General features: G+C 46.0%; 20 protein-coding genes and 2 pseudogenes. 7 read left to right on the top strand and 15 right to left on the bottom strand.

What is annotated here, in order from left to right:
* Window positions 1–7: 7 nt before the first annotated feature.
* Window positions 8–1,084 carry a helix-turn-helix domain-containing protein gene (locus M1D98_RS01570; RefSeq protein ID WP_456279929.1) on the bottom strand — a complete coding sequence of 359 codons (1,077 nt, stop codon included), beginning with the start codon at window positions 1,082–1,084 and terminating at the stop codon, window positions 8–10.
* 233 nt (window positions 1,085–1,317) lie between these two features.
* Here M1D98_RS01570 and M1D98_RS01565 point away from each other — a divergent pair, with 233 nt between their 5' ends.
* Window positions 1,318–1,701: an RDD family protein gene (locus tag M1D98_RS01565; RefSeq protein ID WP_456279928.1), complete on the top strand. Its 384-nt coding sequence runs from the start codon at window positions 1,318–1,320 to the stop codon at window positions 1,699–1,701.
* Window positions 1,702–1,739: 38 nt separating this feature from the next.
* Here M1D98_RS01565 and M1D98_RS01560 read toward each other — a convergent pair whose 3' ends face one another.
* The gene (locus tag M1D98_RS01560; RefSeq protein ID WP_456279927.1) at window positions 1,740–2,378 is read right to left on the bottom strand and encodes an esterase/lipase family protein; all 639 of its coding nucleotides are present in this window, start codon (window positions 2,376–2,378) and stop codon (window positions 1,740–1,742) included.
* A gap of 274 nt (window positions 2,379–2,652) precedes the next feature.
* On the opposite strand from M1D98_RS01560, the gene M1D98_RS01555 reads away from it, so the two are divergent.
* From M1D98_RS01555 to lmr(B), 3 genes are all read left to right on the top strand, one after another.
* On the top strand, window positions 2,653–2,778 hold the full coding sequence (locus tag M1D98_RS01555; protein WP_268522005.1) for a hypothetical protein: 126 nt from the start codon (window positions 2,653–2,655) through the stop codon (window positions 2,776–2,778).
* Window positions 2,779–3,173: 395 nt separating this feature from the next.
* Entirely contained in the window at window positions 3,174–3,740 is a 567-nt protein-coding gene (lmrA, locus tag M1D98_RS01550; RefSeq protein ID WP_010331401.1) for a transcriptional regulator LmrA, read from the top strand.
* Window positions 3,741–3,795: 55 nt separating this feature from the next.
* Window positions 3,796–5,235: a lincomycin efflux MFS transporter Lmr(B) gene (lmr(B), locus tag M1D98_RS01545; RefSeq protein ID WP_456279926.1), complete on the top strand. Its 1,440-nt coding sequence runs from the start codon at window positions 3,796–3,798 to the stop codon at window positions 5,233–5,235.
* A 57-nt stretch (window positions 5,236–5,292) separates the two neighbouring features.
* Here lmr(B) and M1D98_RS01540 read toward each other — a convergent pair whose 3' ends face one another.
* Window positions 5,293–6,402: an aminotransferase class V-fold PLP-dependent enzyme gene (locus M1D98_RS01540; protein ID WP_121641794.1), complete on the bottom strand. Its 1,110-nt coding sequence runs from the start codon at window positions 6,400–6,402 to the stop codon at window positions 5,293–5,295.
* Between the two features lie 79 nt (window positions 6,403–6,481).
* Here M1D98_RS01540 and pcp point away from each other — a divergent pair, with 79 nt between their 5' ends.
* The gene (pcp, locus tag M1D98_RS01535) at window positions 6,482–7,129 is read left to right on the top strand and encodes a pyroglutamyl-peptidase I (RefSeq protein WP_268558659.1); all 648 of its coding nucleotides are present in this window, start codon (window positions 6,482–6,484) and stop codon (window positions 7,127–7,129) included.
* Here pcp and tatC read toward each other — a convergent pair.
* From tatC to M1D98_RS01500, 7 genes and pseudogenes are all read right to left on the bottom strand, one after another.
* On the bottom strand, window positions 7,126–7,851 hold the full coding sequence (gene tatC / locus M1D98_RS01530) for a twin-arginine translocase subunit TatC (protein ID WP_121641792.1): 726 nt from the start codon (window positions 7,849–7,851) through the stop codon (window positions 7,126–7,128). The two genes, pcp and tatC, sit on opposite strands and share 4 nt — an antisense overlap.
* Window positions 7,852–7,911: 60 nt before the next feature.
* The gene (gene tatAD / locus M1D98_RS01525) at window positions 7,912–8,124 is read right to left on the bottom strand and encodes a sec-independent protein translocase protein TatAD (RefSeq protein ID WP_003223835.1); all 213 of its coding nucleotides are present in this window, start codon (window positions 8,122–8,124) and stop codon (window positions 7,912–7,914) included.
* A 13-nt stretch (window positions 8,125–8,137) separates the two neighbouring features.
* The gene (phoD, locus tag M1D98_RS01520; protein WP_268558660.1) at window positions 8,138–9,889 is read right to left on the bottom strand and encodes an alkaline phosphatase PhoD; all 1,752 of its coding nucleotides are present in this window, start codon (window positions 9,887–9,889) and stop codon (window positions 8,138–8,140) included.
* Window positions 9,890–9,907: 18 nt separating this feature from the next.
* Window positions 9,908–10,084 (bottom strand): annotated as a pseudogene (locus tag M1D98_RS01515) (hypothetical protein).
* A gap of 81 nt (window positions 10,085–10,165) precedes the next feature.
* Window positions 10,166–10,897 (bottom strand): vWA domain-containing protein, encoded by a 732-nt coding sequence (locus M1D98_RS01510; RefSeq protein WP_010331408.1) that lies wholly within the window; start codon window positions 10,895–10,897, stop codon window positions 10,166–10,168.
* Between the two features lie 99 nt (window positions 10,898–10,996).
* On the bottom strand, window positions 10,997–11,425 hold the full coding sequence (locus M1D98_RS01505) for a cell wall hydrolase (RefSeq protein WP_010331409.1): 429 nt from the start codon (window positions 11,423–11,425) through the stop codon (window positions 10,997–10,999).
* 82 nt (window positions 11,426–11,507) lie between these two features.
* Entirely contained in the window at window positions 11,508–12,743 is a 1,236-nt protein-coding gene (locus tag M1D98_RS01500; RefSeq protein WP_268558661.1) for a serpin family protein, read from the bottom strand.
* 110 nt (window positions 12,744–12,853) lie between these two features.
* On the opposite strand from M1D98_RS01500, the gene M1D98_RS01495 reads away from it, so the two are divergent.
* Window positions 12,854–13,240, top strand: coding sequence for a DUF2512 family protein (locus M1D98_RS01495; RefSeq protein ID WP_010331411.1), 387 nt, complete (start codon window positions 12,854–12,856; stop codon window positions 13,238–13,240).
* Window positions 13,200–13,330 (top strand): annotated as a pseudogene (locus M1D98_RS01490) (hypothetical protein). The gene M1D98_RS01495 and the pseudogene M1D98_RS01490 overlap by 41 nt, the downstream one beginning before the upstream one ends.
* Here M1D98_RS01490 and M1D98_RS01485 read toward each other — a convergent pair.
* The 5 genes from M1D98_RS01485 to garD form a co-directional block, all read right to left on the bottom strand.
* On the bottom strand, window positions 13,291–13,977 hold the full coding sequence (locus M1D98_RS01485; RefSeq protein WP_121643690.1) for an ABC transporter permease: 687 nt from the start codon (window positions 13,975–13,977) through the stop codon (window positions 13,291–13,293). The pseudogene M1D98_RS01490 and the gene M1D98_RS01485 overlap by 40 nt on opposite strands.
* 18 nt (window positions 13,978–13,995) lie before the next feature.
* Entirely contained in the window at window positions 13,996–14,919 is a 924-nt protein-coding gene (locus tag M1D98_RS01480) for an ABC transporter ATP-binding protein (protein ID WP_456279925.1), read from the bottom strand.
* Between the two features lie 94 nt (window positions 14,920–15,013).
* Window positions 15,014–15,949, bottom strand: a complete 936-nt coding sequence (locus tag M1D98_RS01475) for an ATP-binding protein (protein WP_456279924.1) — start codon at window positions 15,947–15,949, stop codon at window positions 15,014–15,016.
* Between the two features lies 1 nt (window position 15,950).
* Window positions 15,951–16,631: a response regulator transcription factor gene (locus tag M1D98_RS01470; RefSeq protein ID WP_121643689.1), complete on the bottom strand. Its 681-nt coding sequence runs from the start codon at window positions 16,629–16,631 to the stop codon at window positions 15,951–15,953.
* 328 nt (window positions 16,632–16,959) lie between these two features.
* Window positions 16,960–18,492: a galactarate dehydratase gene (gene garD / locus M1D98_RS01465; RefSeq protein WP_456279923.1), complete on the bottom strand. Its 1,533-nt coding sequence runs from the start codon at window positions 18,490–18,492 to the stop codon at window positions 16,960–16,962.
* Window positions 18,493–18,502 lie beyond the last annotated feature (10 nt).

Here is an 18,502-nt window from a genome sequence, read left to right as displayed (position 1 = left end):
TTTTTCGTTAAGATGATAATGCTTGCGCAAAACGATCCGCTTCATCTTGCAACGTGCTTTCAATTTCTTTGTAGCGGCTGGAAATCGTTGATGCGCTGACGCCGTATTTTTTCGCCAATTTGGCTTGAGATACGGACACGCCGTTAAGAGAAATCGCATTCACATAATATTCAACTGCCGCTGCAAAAGCTTCCGGCTTTCTGATGACCGGTGATTTTTTCTCGCAGAATGTTTTCCAAATGTCAATAACAGCCGGAATTAGTTCAGTCGGATACTCATCTCCGCTCATGCCTTCTTCGATAGCCGCAGCTGTTTCTTTCTCCAAGTCGTTTGCCCACTCAACATTGCTTTCTGCCGCTGCCTCTGCTTGCGGCTCTTCATCCTTCTCCGCTAACAGCGCGAATAGAACGCTGTTGAATTCTTGCTTCATGAAGTCCTCAGGCGTTTTGCCACTTTTCACAGCGGCATCCGCATATTTCTTCACCTTGCTGATCAGCGCTTCGGTTCTCTTCACCGGGAAGATCGTGAACTGCATGAAGAATTCCGCTTTTTCGGCCTCATGGATTGGGTATCCGAGAATCAGGCTTCCCACTGGCGGTAAGTCTTGATTGTTGGCGTCCATTTCTACTTCGAATTGTTTTGTCGTAATGACATCCTCAAAGTGAATGACACCTTCTTTCAAGTCTTGCAGCAGCAATAACGCAGGCGTCATGCTCTTCCATGATTCCACGATGTCACGCGTTTTCGGACGAGTGATCGAATCGCCTTCTTTCTGAAGATAATCTTCGAAAATGGTCTTTTCACCAGCAAGAGGGTGGAAGAAGATTCCCCAGATCCCTAAATTAAATACGCTGATATCTTTCGTCTGTCTGTCCATAGCAGAAAGAAATTCATGCTGGTTGATAAATCCTGACATGCTTTCTCTATGTACTGTGAAGGCAAACTCCACTAGGTCTTCCTGAATTTGTTTTGCTTCTTTTGCCGCTAGTTCTGTCGGGAAGTCGACAACTTTACTTCCGCAGCATTTTTTATATTTCTTGCCGCTGCCACAAGGGCAAGGAGCATTTCGTTTCACTTTTCCCACAATAAACCCTCCGAATTCTGTTGTAACTTTTCTATTTTAACAAAAATAACTTCTGAGGGCTTGGTTTCGGACTAAAAAAGAATTTGGTAATATGAAAAGCTTGGCGATCATGTCTATTCACCTATGATATTTTAACTATTTTTCGTGATTTAAGACTTATAACCTATTCCATCTAAAGGCCCTTCTTTTTTACAATCATTAGGTGTTTATCAAAATGTAAGGAAGTGTTTATGTTGGAACCAGCTGGTTTTATGCTGCGCGCCTGCGCTTTACTACTTGATGTGATCATAGCAGCCGCAGTGATTGTGGCATCCGGATTTACGTTTGACGATGGGTCCGCCGGCGTCATTGTTACCGCCATATTGGTGTTGCTTGTGTATCCATTGCTGATGCCGCTGACAAATTGGAAGGGTACACTCGGAAAAAAAATCATCGGGCTGCAAATTGTGAGGGACGAAACCTACGAGAAAATCACCCTCCCACAGGCTATTGCCCGTTATATGATCGCTTGGGTGCATGTGTTCTCCCGCCTGATCTATTTAACAGCCGCCTTTACGAAGAAAAAACAAGCCGTTCATGATATGGCTGCGAAAACCATTGTGCTGAAAGCAGAATAACCTTGAAGAATAGACATTCTTCAAGGTTATGTTTCTTATTAGTTCGTATTTTGGCCCCCGCCGTTGAGCCCTTCTTTAATCAGGCTGTTGACTTGGCTGCTGTATAGAAGCCCGATGTGGCCAACACCATGAATTTGAACGTTTTTGGCACCGTCTAATTTTGACAAGTAATTCATGACAATCATATCGGCACTGCTGTAAATGGATGTGTACAAAATCTTTTGATTAGGATCTGTTCCCGGAAGCGCCTTGCCTGTCGTCAAACGATTCGCTCCGCCAAGCGTTACGACGTTTTCAATTTTATTTCCGCCGTCCAGATTTTTTATGTAATAAAGTGTGTTCGCGCCCCCCATGCTGTGAGCGACAATATCCACTTTTTTCGCACCTGTTTCGTCCAACACCTTTTTCACAAAACGTGATAATACAGGGCCATTGTTATAATTCGTGCCTGTCTTGTCCCAAAAATCAACTGCATACAGCTTGCTTCGTGACCAGCCTTGAGAGACAAGATAACTCTTGATTCCCGAAAAATTGTATGATGCTCCTCCAATACCATGTACCATAACAACAGGATTGTGTTCAGCAGCCTTTGCTGACGGCTGCACCGCAAACAGCGATGTAACTGACAGCGCCAAAATTGTTACAAGTGCAACGAACTTACTTTTTACAAATTTCATAATTTCCTCCTTTTTTTGTAACAAATTCTTCAATTATATTACGTTACCAAATTAGTTAGGTAAAGGGTAATTTTACCTTATTTTTAAAGAGATTTTAAGGTTCGGAGAGAGAATATTTTCCTATTTTCGTTTTAAAATATAAATATTGACAATCTCATTGCCGTTTTTGAGGTCATTCATTTTTGTACTCACGACCAATCAAATGAAGAAAGGTTTGAACTTCTCGTTGAATATACTAAAGGGTTTTGTGTTTGGGGCTTTAGGGGCGTTATTCATGGCAAATATAAAAGAACATTTTTCTTTCACAGTGACAATCATCGTTTTAGTTGTTGTGATGACAGCAGCTTTCATTTTTGATGGTGTGTGGAACAGGCATAAAAAAAAGAGAGAAGGAGAATAATCCTTTTCTCTTTTTGATTTGGTTTGATTTTCGTCTTTGGGTTTCGTTCATTTCGTGGAGTATCCAGCTGCTAATAAAAAGACAATGGCAAGTAGATAAGCTAGAATCCCTTGGTGAAATACGTATATTGAAATGACATGAGATGCTGCGGCAAGAAGGATGAGGATCATTGTATATCTATTGAATCGCAAATGAGGGAGACCTCCCTTATCGGTTTCTTACATCATTTTATCATTAGCAAATTCAAAGATAAAGAAAGCTAAAAGGACCCAGAGACCCTTTAATTTTTGTTTTTCATACAGTCAATTTCTCTTGACAACTGATGATTGAATCAAGATAATAGACCAGTCACTATATTTTTATTTTTGATTGCAATTCAGTGAGGTGGGAATGTGATGAGTTATGGAGATTCCCGTGAGAAAATTCTTTCAGCAGCTACCCGGCTATTTCAGCTGCAGGGGTATTACGGCACGGGGCTGAGCCAGATTATAAAGGAAAGCGGCGCGCCTAAAGGCTCTCTTTATTACCACTTTCCGGGCGGTAAAGAACAACTCGCGATCGAAGCGGTGAATGAGATGAAGGACTATATCCGTCAGAAAATCGCGGACTGCATGGAAGCCTGCACCGATCCGGCGGAAGGCATTCAATCCTTTTTGAAGGAGCTCTCCTGCCAATTTTCATGTACGGAAGACATTGAAGGCTTGCCTGTCGGCTTGCTTGCGGCTGAGACGTCATTGAAAAGCGAATCATTGAGGGAAGCCTGCCATGAAGCCTACAAAGAGTGGGCCTCTGTGTATGAGGAAAAACTGCGGAAGGCGGGCTGCAGCGAGAGCCATGCTAAGGAAGCCAGCACCGTGATTAACGCGATGATTGAAGGCGGTATCCTTCTATCATTGACGGCAAAAAACAGCACACCGCTCCTTCATATCTCCAACCGCATACCCGCCCTGCTGAAGAGATAAAAAGAGACATACTTATATAAGCCGAATGAATACATTCAGCTGACAGAGAGGGGAAATGATTTTGGAAACAGCAGCTAAAGCATCTCCGCAATACAAAGTGATGCCGATTATGACTTCCTTGCTGTTGGCCGGTTTTATCGGCATGTTCAGTGAAACGGCACTGAATATCGCGTTAACCGATCTTATGAAGGAATTAAATATTACAGCAGCAACCGTTCAATGGTTGACGACAGGCTACCTGCTAGTGCTTGGTATCCTCGTTCCTGTATCAGGCCTGCTCTTGCAGTGGTTCACAACAAGACAGCTTTTTACCGTGTCACTGATCTTTTCAATTGCAGGCACCTTGATCGCGGCGCTTGCGCCCAGCTTCCCGTTTTTATTAGCGGCGAGGATCGTTCAGGCTATTGGAACGGGGCTTTTATTGCCGCTGATGTTTAACACGATTTTGGTGATTTTCCCGCCTCATAAACGAGGCGCGGCGATGGGGACGATCGGACTTGTCATTATGTTTGCACCCGCCATCGGCCCGACTTTCTCCGGATTGGTTCTGGAGCATCTCAACTGGCACTGGATTTTCTGGATCTCTCTTCCGTTCCTTGTGCTGGCCCTTGTTTTCGGTCTCGCATACATGCAAAATGTATCTGAGATTACAAAGCCGAAAATTGATATATTGTCTATCATCCTGTCCACGATTGGTTTTGGCGGCATCGTGTTTGGATTCAGCAACGCGGGTGAAGGCTCCGGCGGATGGTCCAGCCCGACTGTTATCGTCTCGCTGATTGTCGGCGTTGTCGGTCTTATCCTGTTTTCAATCCGCCAGCTGACGATGAAGCAGCCAATGATCAACCTCCGTGCGTTCAAATATCCGATGTTTATTTTGGGCGTGCTCATGGTGTTCATTTGCATGATGGTCATCCTGTCCTCTATGCTGCTTCTGCCGATGTATTTGCAAGGCGGCTTAGTCCTGACGGCATTTGCCTCTGGCCTTATTCTCTTGCCGGGCGGCATTTTAAACGGATTTATGTCCCCTGTTACAGGCCGTCTGTTCGACAAATACGGACCGAAATGGCTTGTCATCCCGGGATTTGTGATTGTGACTGTTGTCCTTTGGTTCTTCTCAAACATCACAACCACTTCAACGGCTGTGATGATTATCATCTTGCACACCTGCTTGATGATCGGAATCTCTATGATCATGATGCCTGCGCAGACAAATGGTTTAAACCAGCTTCCGCCTGAGTTTTATCCAGACGGCACCGCCATCATGAATACGCTCCAGCAAATGGCGGGCGCTATCGGAACAGCTGTTGCGGTCAGCATTATGGCTGCGGGCCAGCATGATTATATGAGCACAGTCAAAAATCCCGCCGATCCGGCAGTCATCCCGCAGGCTTTGACAGCGGGCATACAGCACGCGTTTGTGTTTGCGATGATTGTGGCGATTATCGGTTTAATTGGCGCTTTCTTTTTGAAGCGGGTGAAAGTTGATCATTAATATGGAAAGCCCCTGATCTCAAGGTCAGGGGCTTTTGTTTGTTTACATGTGCCGCAATCAGCGCGCGGAGAAAACCGCCGCGATTTCATCAATCGCATGGCGCAATTCATCCTTCGTGTTGTAAAAGTGGGGAGCGAGACGAATGAGAGTGTCCCGCGGCGCGCAAATCACTTTTTTCTTCTTTAGCAGCGCCGCCGTTTCAGATGCCCGCTCATCCCAGATCGCGACTATACCCGGCTGATCCCCCGCTGGTGCCGCCGCCAGCTGCAGGCCTTTATCAGCAGCATATTGACATGCATCAGCACAGATCGTTTTCACATGCTCCCGGATGCGGGAAACTCCGATATGGTTCAGCAGTGATAAAGCCGATGCCGCGGCGTATACACTGATAAAAGCAGGAGTGCCTGTTTGAAAACGACGCGCGCCTGTGGCATAAGCCGCATCAAATCCGTTCCTGCCAAACCAAGCTGATGACTTCGGCTTCAGTGCGTCCGCAAGCTCCTTTCTCACATAAAGAAATGCCATTCCCGGTATGCCGAGCAAATACTTCCGGGTGCCCGCCGCCAGCATATCTACGCCCCACTCCTTCACATCAATGGGAATGTGCCCCGCTGATTGATAAGCATCCACAAATAACAAAGAACCCTTTTTCTTAGACATCTCTGCGATCGCTTTTACATCCTGAACAAAGCCGTCCCGATAATGAACGTGCGGAACACACGTCAGCACTGTTTCATCTGTGATATCTTTTTCATATTGTTTGGGGTGCAATCTACCGTCTATTGTTGGAATGACAGATACGGTATAATCGGATTGCGCCTGCCAAACATGGGACACCGCCGGAAAATCCATCTCCGTATACACAACATGCTTCTTTCGAAAACCAGATAAAGACGATGCGACAGAGACCAGCGCATCAGAAACTGACGGCACAATCGCAATTTCATCCGGTCCAGCCCCTATCAGCTTTGCAAACTCGTTTCTCGCACTCTCTGTTTTTTCGATTGCTTCATTCCAGTTCGTTCCCATAAGCAACAGGCTGTCATGATAGTCTTTGATCGCCCTTGACACAGGCTCTGCCAACGCGCTCTGAGAACAGCTGGCAAGCATCGTATGTGTCTGCACAGTTGGGAACAGCTGGCGATACTGCTGCGGCAAATGCTCCATTGTGATTCACTCCTTTCTATTATTTTGGTGAAAAACCCAAAAATAAACAATAGAATAAAAGAAAAAAGGAGATGGGAAGATGAGAAAAAAAGTGCTGATCACAGGCTTTGACCCTTTTGACAAAGAAAAAGTCAATCCATCATGGGAAGCGGCGAAACAGCTGAATGGCTTCGAGACAGATGAAGCCATCATCACAGCAGCACAAATTCCGACTGTCTTTAAAACCGCTTTGGACACTCTGCGGCAAGCTATTCAGAAGCATCAGCCGGATATCGTGATCTGCGTTGGCCAAGCCGGCGGACGGATGCAGATCACGCCGGAACGGGTCGCGATCAATCTCGCAGACGCGCGCATCCCCGATAATGAAGGCCAGCAGCCGATTGATGAAGAGATTTCTCCAGGCGGGCCTGCCGCATACTGGACCGGGCTTCCCGTGAAAAGGATGACTGAGAAAATGAAGGAAAACGGCATACCAGCCGCTGTTTCTCATACGGCGGGCACATTTGTATGCAACTATTTGTTCTACGGGTTAATGGATCACATTAGCCGGACATCTTCACACATTCGCGGCGGATTTATTCATATTCCTTTCATTCCTGAACAGACCATCGACAAAACAGCGCCGAGCCTCAGCCTGGACACGATTGTCCGGGCATTGAGAATCGCCGCTGTTACGGCCGCACAATATGATGAGGATTTGAAGTCACCCGGCGGTACGCTGCACTAAGCGGCCGCCGTTTCGCTTGTCAGTCTCTTTTTGTAAACAAACGCCGATAAGGTGACACTCACTTCAAACAGGACAAGCAGCGGAATCATGACGAGAAAATCAGAAATGAAATCAGGCGGTGTAATCAATACGGACACGACGATCAGCAAAAAATAGGACAGCTTTCTCGCTTTGGCCAGCCGATAGGGATTGAGGACGCCCAGCCTTGTTAAGAACATCACCACTAAAGGCATCTCAAACAGAAAGCCAAACGGCAGGCTCAAATTCACCATAAACCTGAAATAACGGTCAGCTGTAAACATCGTTTCAAAATGGCCGGAAGACAAATGAGTCAAAAAACTGAGTACGATCGGAAACAAGACAAAGTATCCGAAAGAGATCCCCGCCAAAAACAACGCAAACAACCCGGGTATGTACATGAGCGTCACCTTGCGCTCCGTTTTTGTCAAAGCCGGGGCAACGAAACGCCACAGCTGGTATGCGGCAACAGGGATGGAAGCCGCAATGGCACAAATGCCGGCAAGCATCATATACACCCAGAGGATTTCACTCGGCCCAAGTACAGCCAGCTTCCCATCCAAATCCCTGATCAGCCAGTCATAAATATCCTGCACAAACAAAAAAGCCGTGATGAGAAATAGAAGAAATACCGCGAGAGTCGCGATAATCCGGCGGCGAAGCTCTTCTAAATGCCCGATCAGATGGGTTTCTTTTTTATCCATTCAAAAAAGCCCTCCCTTTTATAAAAAAAGAGGCAGACCCGGTGTCTGCCTCATCAGCACTCAGCCCGCGTTTTTGTCCTGCTTGACCGCTGTCAGCTCAGCCGATTTTTCTTCTTTTTCATCACCAGACACAAGTGATTTTGTGGCGCTTTTAAATTCCAGCAGTGTCCGTCCGGCAGCTCGTCCGATTTCGGGCAGCTTTGAAGGGCCAAAAATAATGAGGGCGATGACAAAGATCAGAATCAAGCCCGGTATCCCAATGTTTGAAAACATACTTTTTCACTCCTTAATTCGTGATTTTTGCCCGTTTTTTCATCATTTGTTTTTCATGGGCTGTGTTGTGCGCAAAGAAACGGTCCTCTTCGACTTCATCAGATTGCTTCACGCCGCCTTGGATGGTTGTGGAGGAAACCTTTCTTAACCCGGTTTGGTCCTTTTGATAAACGAATGAAGCCCTTGTTGAAACGGCTGCGCCAGGCTCTGTCACAAACGGCATCACCCGATAATCGGCTTTCCACTGGTGAGGCGTCACAGTACAGCGGACATATCCGCGATAGTCATTAAAGAACTTGATATGCGGATTTTCTTTTAAAATTTTGTCTGTGTCCGCCCGCTTATCCGCGCCGTTTCCTCCAGAAGTGATCGAGGTTCCGACAAATTCAGCCCCGAAAATGTTTGAACTTGTTTTCTCAAAGTCGACATGCAAATTCGATGCCCAGCTTGCGTGTACATCACCTGTCAGCACAACAACGTTATTCAGGTTTTTGCTTTTAATAAAATTGATAACCCGTTCGCGCTGGGCAGGGTAGCCGTCCCACGAATCCATGCTGTAGATTGGGCTTGCGCTTGTCCCAAAATTCCACTTCGCAAAGAAAATCTGCTGCGCCAGCACATTCCAGTGCGCGGTCGAGCTGCTCAAATTGTTGAAGAGCCACTGCTCCTGTTCTTTTCCTAAAAGGGTCCGATTTGGATTGCGCGATTCATCAGAAGGCGGCTTATTGCCGTCGTTATTGGCTTGGTCATCCCTGTACTGGCGGGTATCAAGAACATTGAAGGACGCCAGGTTTCCGTACGTAAAGTGACGGTACAGCTGCATATCAGGGCCATTCGGCAGAGAGGAGATGCGAAGCGGCATATGTTCATAGTACGCCTGATACGCAGCCGCACGGCGGAGTACGAATGCTTCAACCGACTGTCCTTTTTCCGGTATTTTATTGGCATAGTTATTTTCGACTTCGTGGTCATCCCACGTCACAACCCAAGGGAACGCCGCATGCGCAGCTTTTAAATTAGCATCAGAGCGGTATTGGGCATGGCGGTTCCGATAGTCTTCCAGCGTAATGATTTCCGCGCTGTTGTGCGTGCGGACATTGCCTGTTTTTGAAACATATTCATTTGGGCCATATTCATAGATGTAATCACCGAGATGGAAGACAAGATCAAGCTTTTCCTTCGCCATATGCTTGTAGGCCGTATAATATCCATGCTCATATTGCTGACAGGAAGCGAACGCAAAAGTCATCTGCGGCACATTGGCGCCCGGGGCAGGCAGCGTTTTTGTTTTTCCGACAGGGCTTAGTTCATGTCCGGTTTTGAAACGGTAATAGTACACTTTGTTCGGCTCAAGCCCGTCCGCCTCAACGTGAACAGAGTGGGCGAGGTTCGGTTTGGCCATCTCGGTGCCCTTTCTCACAATCTTGCGGAAATGTTCATCCTTTGCAACCTCCCATTTGACCGGGACCGCCTGTTTCGGCATTCCCCCGCCGTTCAGCGGATCTGGCGCAAGACGCGTCCAAAGTACGACACTGTCAGAAAGCGGATCTCCAGACGCGACCCCTAACGTAAACGGATAGCTAGAGAACCTAGGCGCAGCATTGACTTCAAATGCACCGATTGACTGAGCGATGGTTAATCCAAGCGAAAGCCCTGCAATCTTCCCCGCACCTTGAATAAATTTGCGGCGGTCAAACGTATTGTTTTGAAAGCTTTCCTCTTTCAGTTTCTGTACCCATTCATCAAAACGATTGTCGTGTGCCATTCAAGATCCCCTCTCTTCTCATTGATCGCCTCCATTATAGGAAATCATTGTTAAACGGCTGTGAAGAAGTATGAACCGATTGTAAGCGTTGAACATCAAAAACAGGTCTTCGCTCACAAACCTGCTGCTGATTCGTATCGAAAGCTGGCTTAATGGCGCTTTTTCCGCTTATCCTGTCGATTGCAAGCCGCCCATTCGAACTATTTTTCTTCACAGGATCTTAAAAAAACAAAAACACCGAGCCATTTCGCAGAATGACTCAGTGCCGTATCAGTGTTATTTTGAAAACAATCTGCTGAAAAAACCCTTCTTTTTCGGCTTTTCAGCAGGAGGCTCTTGTTCTCTTACAATTCCTTTTTGCCTCGCTTCTTTCAGCCAAAATGGAAATTCAGTAAGCAGAGCATCATAAAGCTCATCATCAGAAATGCGGTCGATTTCTTCAATACGCAGGAAATTCGTATTATCAACAGCGCGTCCTTCTAACGTATCCAGTTTATTAAGAAAATCGAAGTTTCCGTTTCCAATGCCGACAAACTGCCAAAACACCGGCTTGTCAGAAGAGGCTGCAATAATTGGTTTGATCGACTTTTTACAGCCTCCGTCATTAATAAAAACGACGAAAGCGGGATAAGAACTCGGTTCCTCTGCAACGTATTTGCGCAGCACGTCCTTCATGACCGGCGGCTCATCATTTCTGCCGAATTTATGCAAGCGGTCATTATGTAAAATTTCACGATCGACATAGCCTGAAAAATCCTTTTCAGAAACTGGCTTTAATCGGGAGAATTCGTTATCATACACCCATACATCCAGTAAGCCGTTATCATCAAATTGATCGGCCACTGCCAATATCCGTTCCACCACGTTTTGAACCGTTCCGTTTTTATAGAGCGCTCTCATGGACCCCGTGATATCAAGCACCAGTCCGACACGGGCCGTCACCTTCGTTAATTGCTTTTTCTCCAGTACGATCTTTACGCTTTTCTTTTGCAGGTCTATTGTTGCCATTCTGTCATCTCCGTTTTTATTTCATTATCTCACAGGAATATTTTCCATTGTATATTTTTCAAATAAAAGACACCGTTCGATTTGAACGGCGCCCTGTCTCTAAAATGTGTTATATACATTTTCACACGTTTCCCCAGTCGGCTGATAAAAGCAGTGTGACTTGTATCTGGCTACAAATGGTTGATTATACCACTGGGGCGGACAGTCCCCCTCCGGTCTGAAGTACCACAAACTAAATTTTGCAGGCCAGATCCTTTCGCCATTAATCGACCGGCGTGCAAGGCTTTTCTCGCTCTCCCGTGCCCTTTGATAAAAATATCCATGCGTCACCGCCTCAAATGCGTGCGGCTGAAAAATCATCTGCCTGATGGTGCGGAGGCCTTTAAAATCTGAGCAATTTGCCCGCAGCCGATTAATTCCCACATTGCCGACAAGCAGCATTCCCTGCTTGCCTTCGCCTTCCGCTTCAGCTCTGAGCAGCCTTGCCAGCAAATCGATATCCTCGCTCGTTGCTCTTACGACCGCCATCACGTCACCTCCCCTTGATCTCCTTTCATCATATTTCATGACTTCAAAAGTGATGACGGAGGGACAGGAGAAGTTTGTAAATTTATTCATTCGGATTCGCGACAAAGCCTAAAAACAAAAGACTTGTTGTTTGTTCATCAGTAATGGCAAAGAAAAATGGGCGGTCGGCCCTCAAGGTAACGTCTGGGGCCAGTCCCCTCTCAATAACTTCCACTGAAGAGGCAGCCGCGGCTTCGGTTCCTGATTCATCCACCTTGATAAAAGTATGGTGATTCACATCATCAATTGTTACCCCGCGGCCTTCAGTAAACATGTTGGAAAAGTCAGCAGCGGAAAAGACGGATTCCATCCCCATCTCGCGAAGAGCCTGTTTTATCTGATAACTCCCATTCAATGTGAACCGGGGCATACTCAATTTCACTGCTTTGGGCTGAAATGAATTGTCCCATTCTTTTACACTTTGATTTGAAAATAAAGACATGAAAGAAGCCGGTTTTTTCTTTGGCAGAAATAAAGTGAAAGATAGGTGTTGATCTTCATATGGAAGCTTGACTGCTTGAAACAGTTCATTTTCTAAGTAAGCAAGGCGCGCAGTCTGCTTCATCATCAGCAGTTTTTTGCTCGAGCCGTCAGGCAGAAAAAACAGCTCCTCAGCGGTCACGTGCCGGTCAAACGGCAGCGACCACTTTTCTTGAAAATAGACGGCGTTTATCAAAAGCGAAACAGCCTCCGGTGAAAGACGATCCGCTATATCGTCAATATGTCCCTTTGTTTGGTGAGCCGTCCACTGATTGATCGAGTTTTTTGCGGTGTGAATATTATCAGCCATTTTAAAGACACTGCCTGAGAAGAATTGTTTAATCGTTTGTTTAAAGTCTGGCTTAGCTTCAAGCCTTGACCATACGGAATTAGCAGTCAGCAGATCACCTTTAGGCAAAGATTCGAACCTTTTCAAGAGCGCAAACGATGACTCATTTATAACGCTGTCTTGAATGTCCGACAAGTATAGGGCAGCTTTCATTTCTTTTGCTGTATCTCCAGCCGCTCCATTTGCTGTCATCATCAGCACCTGCTGTATGCTGTATGGAGAAATCAGCAGATTATCCATTAACCTGCCATGGTCTGACATATTTCTGAACAAATCGAATCCGAATGAACGCTCTGCTTCAACAAAACCCTCATGAATATCGTAAGCTTTGTTTTTAGAAGAAGCAGGCAGCCGAGATGATTGAGCAGATGATGCGGGTTCTTCAGCAGACTTGCACCCGCCTCCGAAAAACATACACGTCAGCAAAATGGTCATCACTTTTCCCTTCATAAAAACATTCACTCCCTTATATGGACTGTAAAACGCAATTTATGGTTTAACTTTCTGCATTTGAGGAATCATACATAACAAAATCAAAATATAGAAGGAGGTCTTTTGGAATGACACATGTGAAAGCACTCGCGATTAAAGGTATTATGACAATCATTGTGTTGTATCTCGTGCTGGGTCTGGGTTTTGGTTACACGTTTGGTGATACGCTCTTAATAACACTTGTGTTAGGGATTATTTCTTATTTGCTGGGCGATCTTTATATCTTGCCGAGATGGAATAATATGATTGCAACGTTAGCTGATTTTGGTCTGGCTTTTCTCGTCATTTGGCTGATGGGCATGCCGCTCTCTATGGGTATGACTGGCGGTGAAGTTGCATTGGCGGCTTTATTTGCCGCGGTCGCTATGGCAATCGGTGAATATTGCTTCCATTTCTATATGATGAGCAAAGAGATTGGCAAGAAGCATTATCTTGAAACAAGAACAGATTCATAATCGAAAGGCCGGTGCTGATAGCATCGGCCTTTTATAAGGGGCGCCTTTGTTTACGCATCCTGCTTGTCTGCGTTCCTGATTGCCATGTAGGAAAAAAACAAACCGAAAGCTGCCAAAGATAATGGGATATACACAACAGACGAAATGGAGAAGCCCGGACTTGTTGAACTGATGAGCATCACAATCACTACAGATGAAATGATGGTTGCCGGAACCGAGTGTTTACGCATCCCAAAAAAGATGGGAACTAAACTGGTTCCAGCGGCGCCAAAAGCGAAAACCGCCATTTTTACCGCCTGCTGAGACATGATTTCTGACGTAAGCTCTCCCGGTATGAAATGATAGATCGAGTTCAGCCAAAAGAACCCGGCGGCTATGAGTATATTTGATAGTAGAATCGTGATAAACGTCAGTCCGCCCGCAATCATGAGCTTAGCAGTGAGCAGCTTTTTCCGGCTGATTGGGTACGTGAACAAGACAAGAATGGTTTTGTTTTTATATTCCGAAATCACCAATTTTGTGATCAGCACTGCACCAAAAACGATAAATACCGCTCTGACGAAGGTGCCGATGATAAGAAACGCTTCCTCTATGCTTTGGAACGAAACCTCGCCATCAACTTTTTCTGAATAACTGATCAGCCACATAAAGCCCATGATGATCAGATTGGCAATGAGGACGCCTCTGACATACCAGCCCATTTTCATTTTTCTTAATTCAATTCTAATCAAATTCAGCAACTCGTCTCTCCTCCTTTACGCACTGATGCTATTGCCGTTAATCAAGTTAATAAAATAATCCTCCAGCGATGTATACTTTTTGTTCATTGATGCAATGTCTACATCATGTAAAATCAGCGCTTTAGTAATGGAAGACTGAGAGACTTCAGCCTCGTAAATCCGAATCGTTTTCTCGTTTAACATTTTAAAGTTGGTTACATGCAGTTCTTTTTCCAGCACAAAGCAGGCCCTTGTCTGATTCGGTGTGACAAGCTCGATGTATTCAGTGTTCTGGCCTCTGACATCTTCCATTGACACCTCTTCAAGCAGCCTGCCGTCCCGAATAACGCCGATCGTGTCCGCAATTTGTTCGATTTCACTCAGCAAGTGGCTTGAGATCAGCAGCGTCATACCGTACTCTTTGCTCAGCACTTGAAACAGCTGCCTGATCTTTTTGATACCGAGAGGATCAAGACCATTCACCGGCTCATCCAAAATGAGCAAATCCGGCTTCGTGAGAATGGCACGCGCAATCCCAAGGCGCTGCTTCATACCAAGCGAAAATGTTTTAACTGGCTTCTTGTCGATTTGTTTTAGATTCACCATATCCAGCACTTCTTGAATAGCTTTTTTATTGTGGTATCCCATGTATTCACAATGCAGGTCTAAATTTTCTGCGGCTGTCAGGTTTTCATAAAATATCGGATATTCGATCATGCTGCCAATGTTCCCCAGCACCTCGTATGATGTGCGGGTGAGCTTGTTCCCTAGGATGCTGATCTCACCGCTTGTCGGTTTGACAAGGTTCGTCAGCATTTTCATAATGGTTGTTTTCCCCGCGCCGTTCGGGCCGAGAAAGCCATAGATCTCGCCTTTTTTTATATACATGCTGACATTGGATACAACTTCTTTGCCCTGGTACGTTTTGGTCAGTCCGTTTGTTTGTACGATATAAGTCAACTTTGTTTCTCCTTCCTTCTCTTTTTCTGTTTTCTATTGTAGCGGTGAGCCCTGTCATTTTTATTTCTAATATCTTAAGAAATTCTTACGTTTGTTAATAGGTCATGCGTTTCAATGTAATCGTAAATGACGTCCGTTCGTAAGGCTTGCTTTGAACGGATATAGACCCTCCCATTTTTTCTGTGAGCCGTTTCGTGATGGTTAATCCGAGACCGCTTCCTTGAAATGCTTTATTTCTGGATTCTTCAAGTGTGTACAGCCTCTCAAACACACGCTGCTGGCCGGTCTCACTGATTCCTTTACCGCGATCCCATACAGTGATGGCAACGCTCGTTTCATCATAGAACAGCTCCATGCCGATAAACTTGCCGGCCGCGCCATATTGAATCGCATTGGATAATAAGTTTTGCAGGATTCTGTCTAATGCCTCTTCATTTGCGTGGGCATACACTGGCGTATCCGGAATGTCGATGGCAGCTTGAAAGCCTTTTGACTGAACGGCGTCATAATAGTGCAGGATATTTCGTTTGCATATGTCGTTCATATGGATTTTGGTGATCGGGATGTCTTGATCTTCAGATTCTAATTTTGCTAAATCAAAAAAAGAGTTGATCATCTGAATGAGTTCATTTGTTTTCTGTCGGAGCTTCCCCTGCAATCTTTCCCGCTCTTCGGTAGGCATGTCCGGGTCACTTTGAATGGTTTCGATATAGCCGAGGATGACTGTTAACGGTGTTTTCAGGTCGTGCGACATATTGGTCAGCATCCGCTTCATAGATTGCTCTGTTTTGGCAAACCGGGCGCTGATCTGCTGACGATTCTCAACAAACAGGTTGATGTTGACAAGCAGGTCTTTGAGCGCCTGATCGTCTGTTTGAAGCAAAATTTGCTCTGCCGAATCCCGATTGAGCAGGACGCCAAGCTGTTCTGCCGTGTATGCCAGATTCCCATCCCGCCTCTTTTTCATCATAAATTGAATCACATTCAGACACGCCAGAACGATAGCAGCGGCTATCCATAACACTGTCATGCTAAAACTCTCCTAATTTATAACCAATGCCCCATAACGTTTTAATATATTGAGGTGAAGAGGGGTCATCTTCAATCTTTTCTCTAAGCCGCCGCATATGTACGTTAATGATGTTTTGATCGCCAAAGTACTCTTCATTCCAGATAGAACGGTAGATTTGTTCTTTCGTAAACACTTTTTTAGGATTTGCCGCAAATAGGCACAGCAGCTGCCATTCTGTTGACGTCAGCTGAAGCGGCTGCCCATTTTTCAAAACTGAGACATTGTCTGTATCGATCGCAAGCTGGTGAATCCGGATCATCTTATTCTGAGCCGGTTCCTCCGTCGAATATTGCGTCGCCCGCCGTATCGCAGCCTTTATTCTGGCTGTCAGCTCAATCATCGAAAACGGTTTGGCGATATAATCATCCGCCCCAAACCCCAGTCCCAATGCCTTGTCCACCTCTCCGTCTTTTGCAGAAATCATCAACACCGGAATGTTGCTTTTTTCCCGAATGATTTTCAGAAAATCCATGCCGTTCAGCTTCGGGAGCATGATATCAAGGAGAATTAAATCATATGAGTCCTGGCGAAACAGCCGGATGCCTTCTTCTCCGTCGAAAGCATGCACCATCTCAAAGCCTTCTTTTGTTAAATAATGATCCACCATTTCACTGATGGAATGGTCGTCCTCCACAAGCAATATGCGCTGCATCTTCTCACCTAACCTTTGCAAAATCAAAAAACACACACGTGATTACACATATTGTAATGGAAAAACGTGTGTGATTTGCAAAAATTATTAACTTTTCCTTTTTTTCTATATCCCATACCTGTTATGAAAATGAAGACTTGCTCGCAACCAATGCCTTGAATAAGTGAAGCCTGTCATCGAGATGTCAAGGCAGGCTCTCCCACTGTTATGCCGGCGGCTTGCTGTGCTCCGATTTCGTTTTTGGCCCATCATGGACCCCTTCGCTATTTTTATACCAGTCACTATTTTTTACATTATTCCACTTTAAAAAAATGAATTAAGTCACTGGAGCAGGGTTAAACAAGCACAAATCATTATGAAGACCCCAACGGTCCGCCCACGTTTGTTTGCGGCCGCTAGCCACCTCCAGAATCGTTCTGAAGATTTCCCAGCCTACGTCTTCAATACTGGCCTCTCCTGTCGCGATTCGTCCGGCATTGATATCGATTAAATCCGCCCAATGCTCTGATAATGAATGCCGCGTCGATACTTTCAGCACCGGAGCAGCGGCCAGGCCGTACGGTGTTCCTCTTCCTGTCGTAAAAACCTGCAGATTCATGCCTGCCGCCAGCTGGAGGGTACCGCACACGAAATCGCTTGCCGGTGTCGCCGCGAACAGCAGGCCTTTTTGCTCCGCCTTTTCACCTGGTCCGAGCACGCCGGAGATGGAGCTTGTGCCCGATTTGGCTACCGAGCCTAACGCTTTTTCCACCACATTGGATAACCCGCCTTTTTTATTGCCTGGTGAAGGGTTTGCGCTTCGATCTGCGTCTCCCCGCTGGAGATAGCTGTCATACCACTTCATCTCTTTGATCAGCGATTGTCCGACCTCTTCGCTGACCGCCCGCGGCGTTAACAAATGAATGGCATCCCGCACCTCTGTCACCTCAGAAAATAAGACCGTCGCACCTGCTCGAACCAATAAATCAGCCGCATACCCTACGGCAGGGTTCGCTGTCACGCCTGAAAACGCGTCACTGCCGCCGCATTGCAGGCCAATGACCAGATCAGAAGCAGGACAGGTCACACGGGTTCTGCTGTTCAGCCTGATTAACCGTTCCTCCGCCATATCCAAAATGGATTGAATCATTGCCGCAAAACCTTGGTGATTTTGGAGTGAGAGGATGTCATCAGGATTCTCAGAAGCGATTCTTGCCGGGAGAAGCTTTTCACATCCTAATCCGATGACCATCACTTCGCCGCCGAAGTTCGGATGCTTCGCCAGATTTTGAATTGTGCGGATCGGAATGACAGCATCGGGCGCATTGATCGCCACGCCGCATCCGTATTGATGATGCAGCGGCACAACATCATCGACGTTTGGATAGTTCGGCAGCAGCTCTTCTTTGATCCGTTTAACCGCATAATCCAAAACGCCAACGACACATTGAACACTTGTGGTGATACCGAGAATATTTTTCGTCCCGGCACTGCCGTCTGCATTTCGATACCCTTCAAACGTGTAGCCTTCAAGTGACGGCAGCGGCTTCGGCACTCTGTTTGCGAGAGGAAGATCATCTAAAGCCGGAGGAGCGGGCATTCTTACGAGGGCTTCCCTTATCCAGCTCCCGCGTTTGATCGTCTCATCGGCAAATCCGATCACCTCCCCGTACCGCACGATCTCATCTCCTTGATTCAGGTCGGTTAAGGCCACCTTATGGCCTTGAGGGACATCTTCTTCAAGTATGAGCCCGCATGAAAAAACAGTGCCCTTTGACAGTCCTCCATCATTGACAATAATCGCCGTGTTATCTGTTTCATTCACTTTGATGTAAAGGGGCGCTTGATTCTGTCTGAGGTTCATCGCCATATGAAATCAC

The organism is Bacillus sp. K7, assembly GCF_053903245.1.
The sequence above is the reverse complement of the archived record's forward strand: the minus strand, read 5'-3'. Positions and strand labels throughout refer to the sequence as shown.

Bases quoted from the DNA above. Each gene is read 5' to 3' on its own strand.
- garD (WP_456279923.1), bottom strand. From the start codon at position 18,492: ATGGCGATGAACCTCAGACAGAATCAAGCGCCCCTTTACATCAAAGTG.
- phoD (WP_268558660.1), bottom strand. From the start codon at position 9,889: ATGGCACACGACAATCGTTTTGATGAATGGGTACAGAAACTGAAAGAG.
- M1D98_RS01505 (WP_010331409.1), bottom strand. From the start codon at position 11,425: ATGGCGGTCGTAAGAGCAACGAGCGAGGATATCGATTTGCTGGCAAGG.
- M1D98_RS01510 (WP_010331408.1), bottom strand. From the start codon at position 10,897: ATGGCAACAATAGACCTGCAAAAGAAAAGCGTAAAGATCGTACTGGAG.
- M1D98_RS01495 (WP_010331411.1), top strand. From the start codon at position 12,854: ATGACACATGTGAAAGCACTCGCGATTAAAGGTATTATGACAATCATT.
- lmrA (WP_010331401.1), top strand. From the start codon at position 3,174: ATGAGTTATGGAGATTCCCGTGAGAAAATTCTTTCAGCAGCTACCCGG.
- M1D98_RS01500 (WP_268558661.1), bottom strand. From the start codon at position 12,743: ATGAAGGGAAAAGTGATGACCATTTTGCTGACGTGTATGTTTTTCGGA.
- M1D98_RS01540 (WP_121641794.1), bottom strand. From the start codon at position 6,402: ATGGAGCATTTGCCGCAGCAGTATCGCCAGCTGTTCCCAACTGTGCAG.
- tatC (WP_121641792.1), bottom strand. From the start codon at position 7,851: ATGGATAAAAAAGAAACCCATCTGATCGGGCATTTAGAAGAGCTTCGC.
- M1D98_RS01555 (WP_268522005.1), top strand. From the start codon at position 2,653: ATGGCAAATATAAAAGAACATTTTTCTTTCACAGTGACAATCATCGTT.
- tatAD (WP_003223835.1), bottom strand. From the start codon at position 8,124: ATGTTTTCAAACATTGGGATACCGGGCTTGATTCTGATCTTTGTCATC.
- M1D98_RS01560 (WP_456279927.1), bottom strand. From the start codon at position 2,378: ATGAAATTTGTAAAAAGTAAGTTCGTTGCACTTGTAACAATTTTGGCG.
- M1D98_RS01475 (WP_456279924.1), bottom strand. From the start codon at position 15,949: ATGACAGTGTTATGGATAGCCGCTGCTATCGTTCTGGCGTGTCTGAAT.
- pcp (WP_268558659.1), top strand. From the start codon at position 6,482: ATGAGAAAAAAAGTGCTGATCACAGGCTTTGACCCTTTTGACAAAGAA.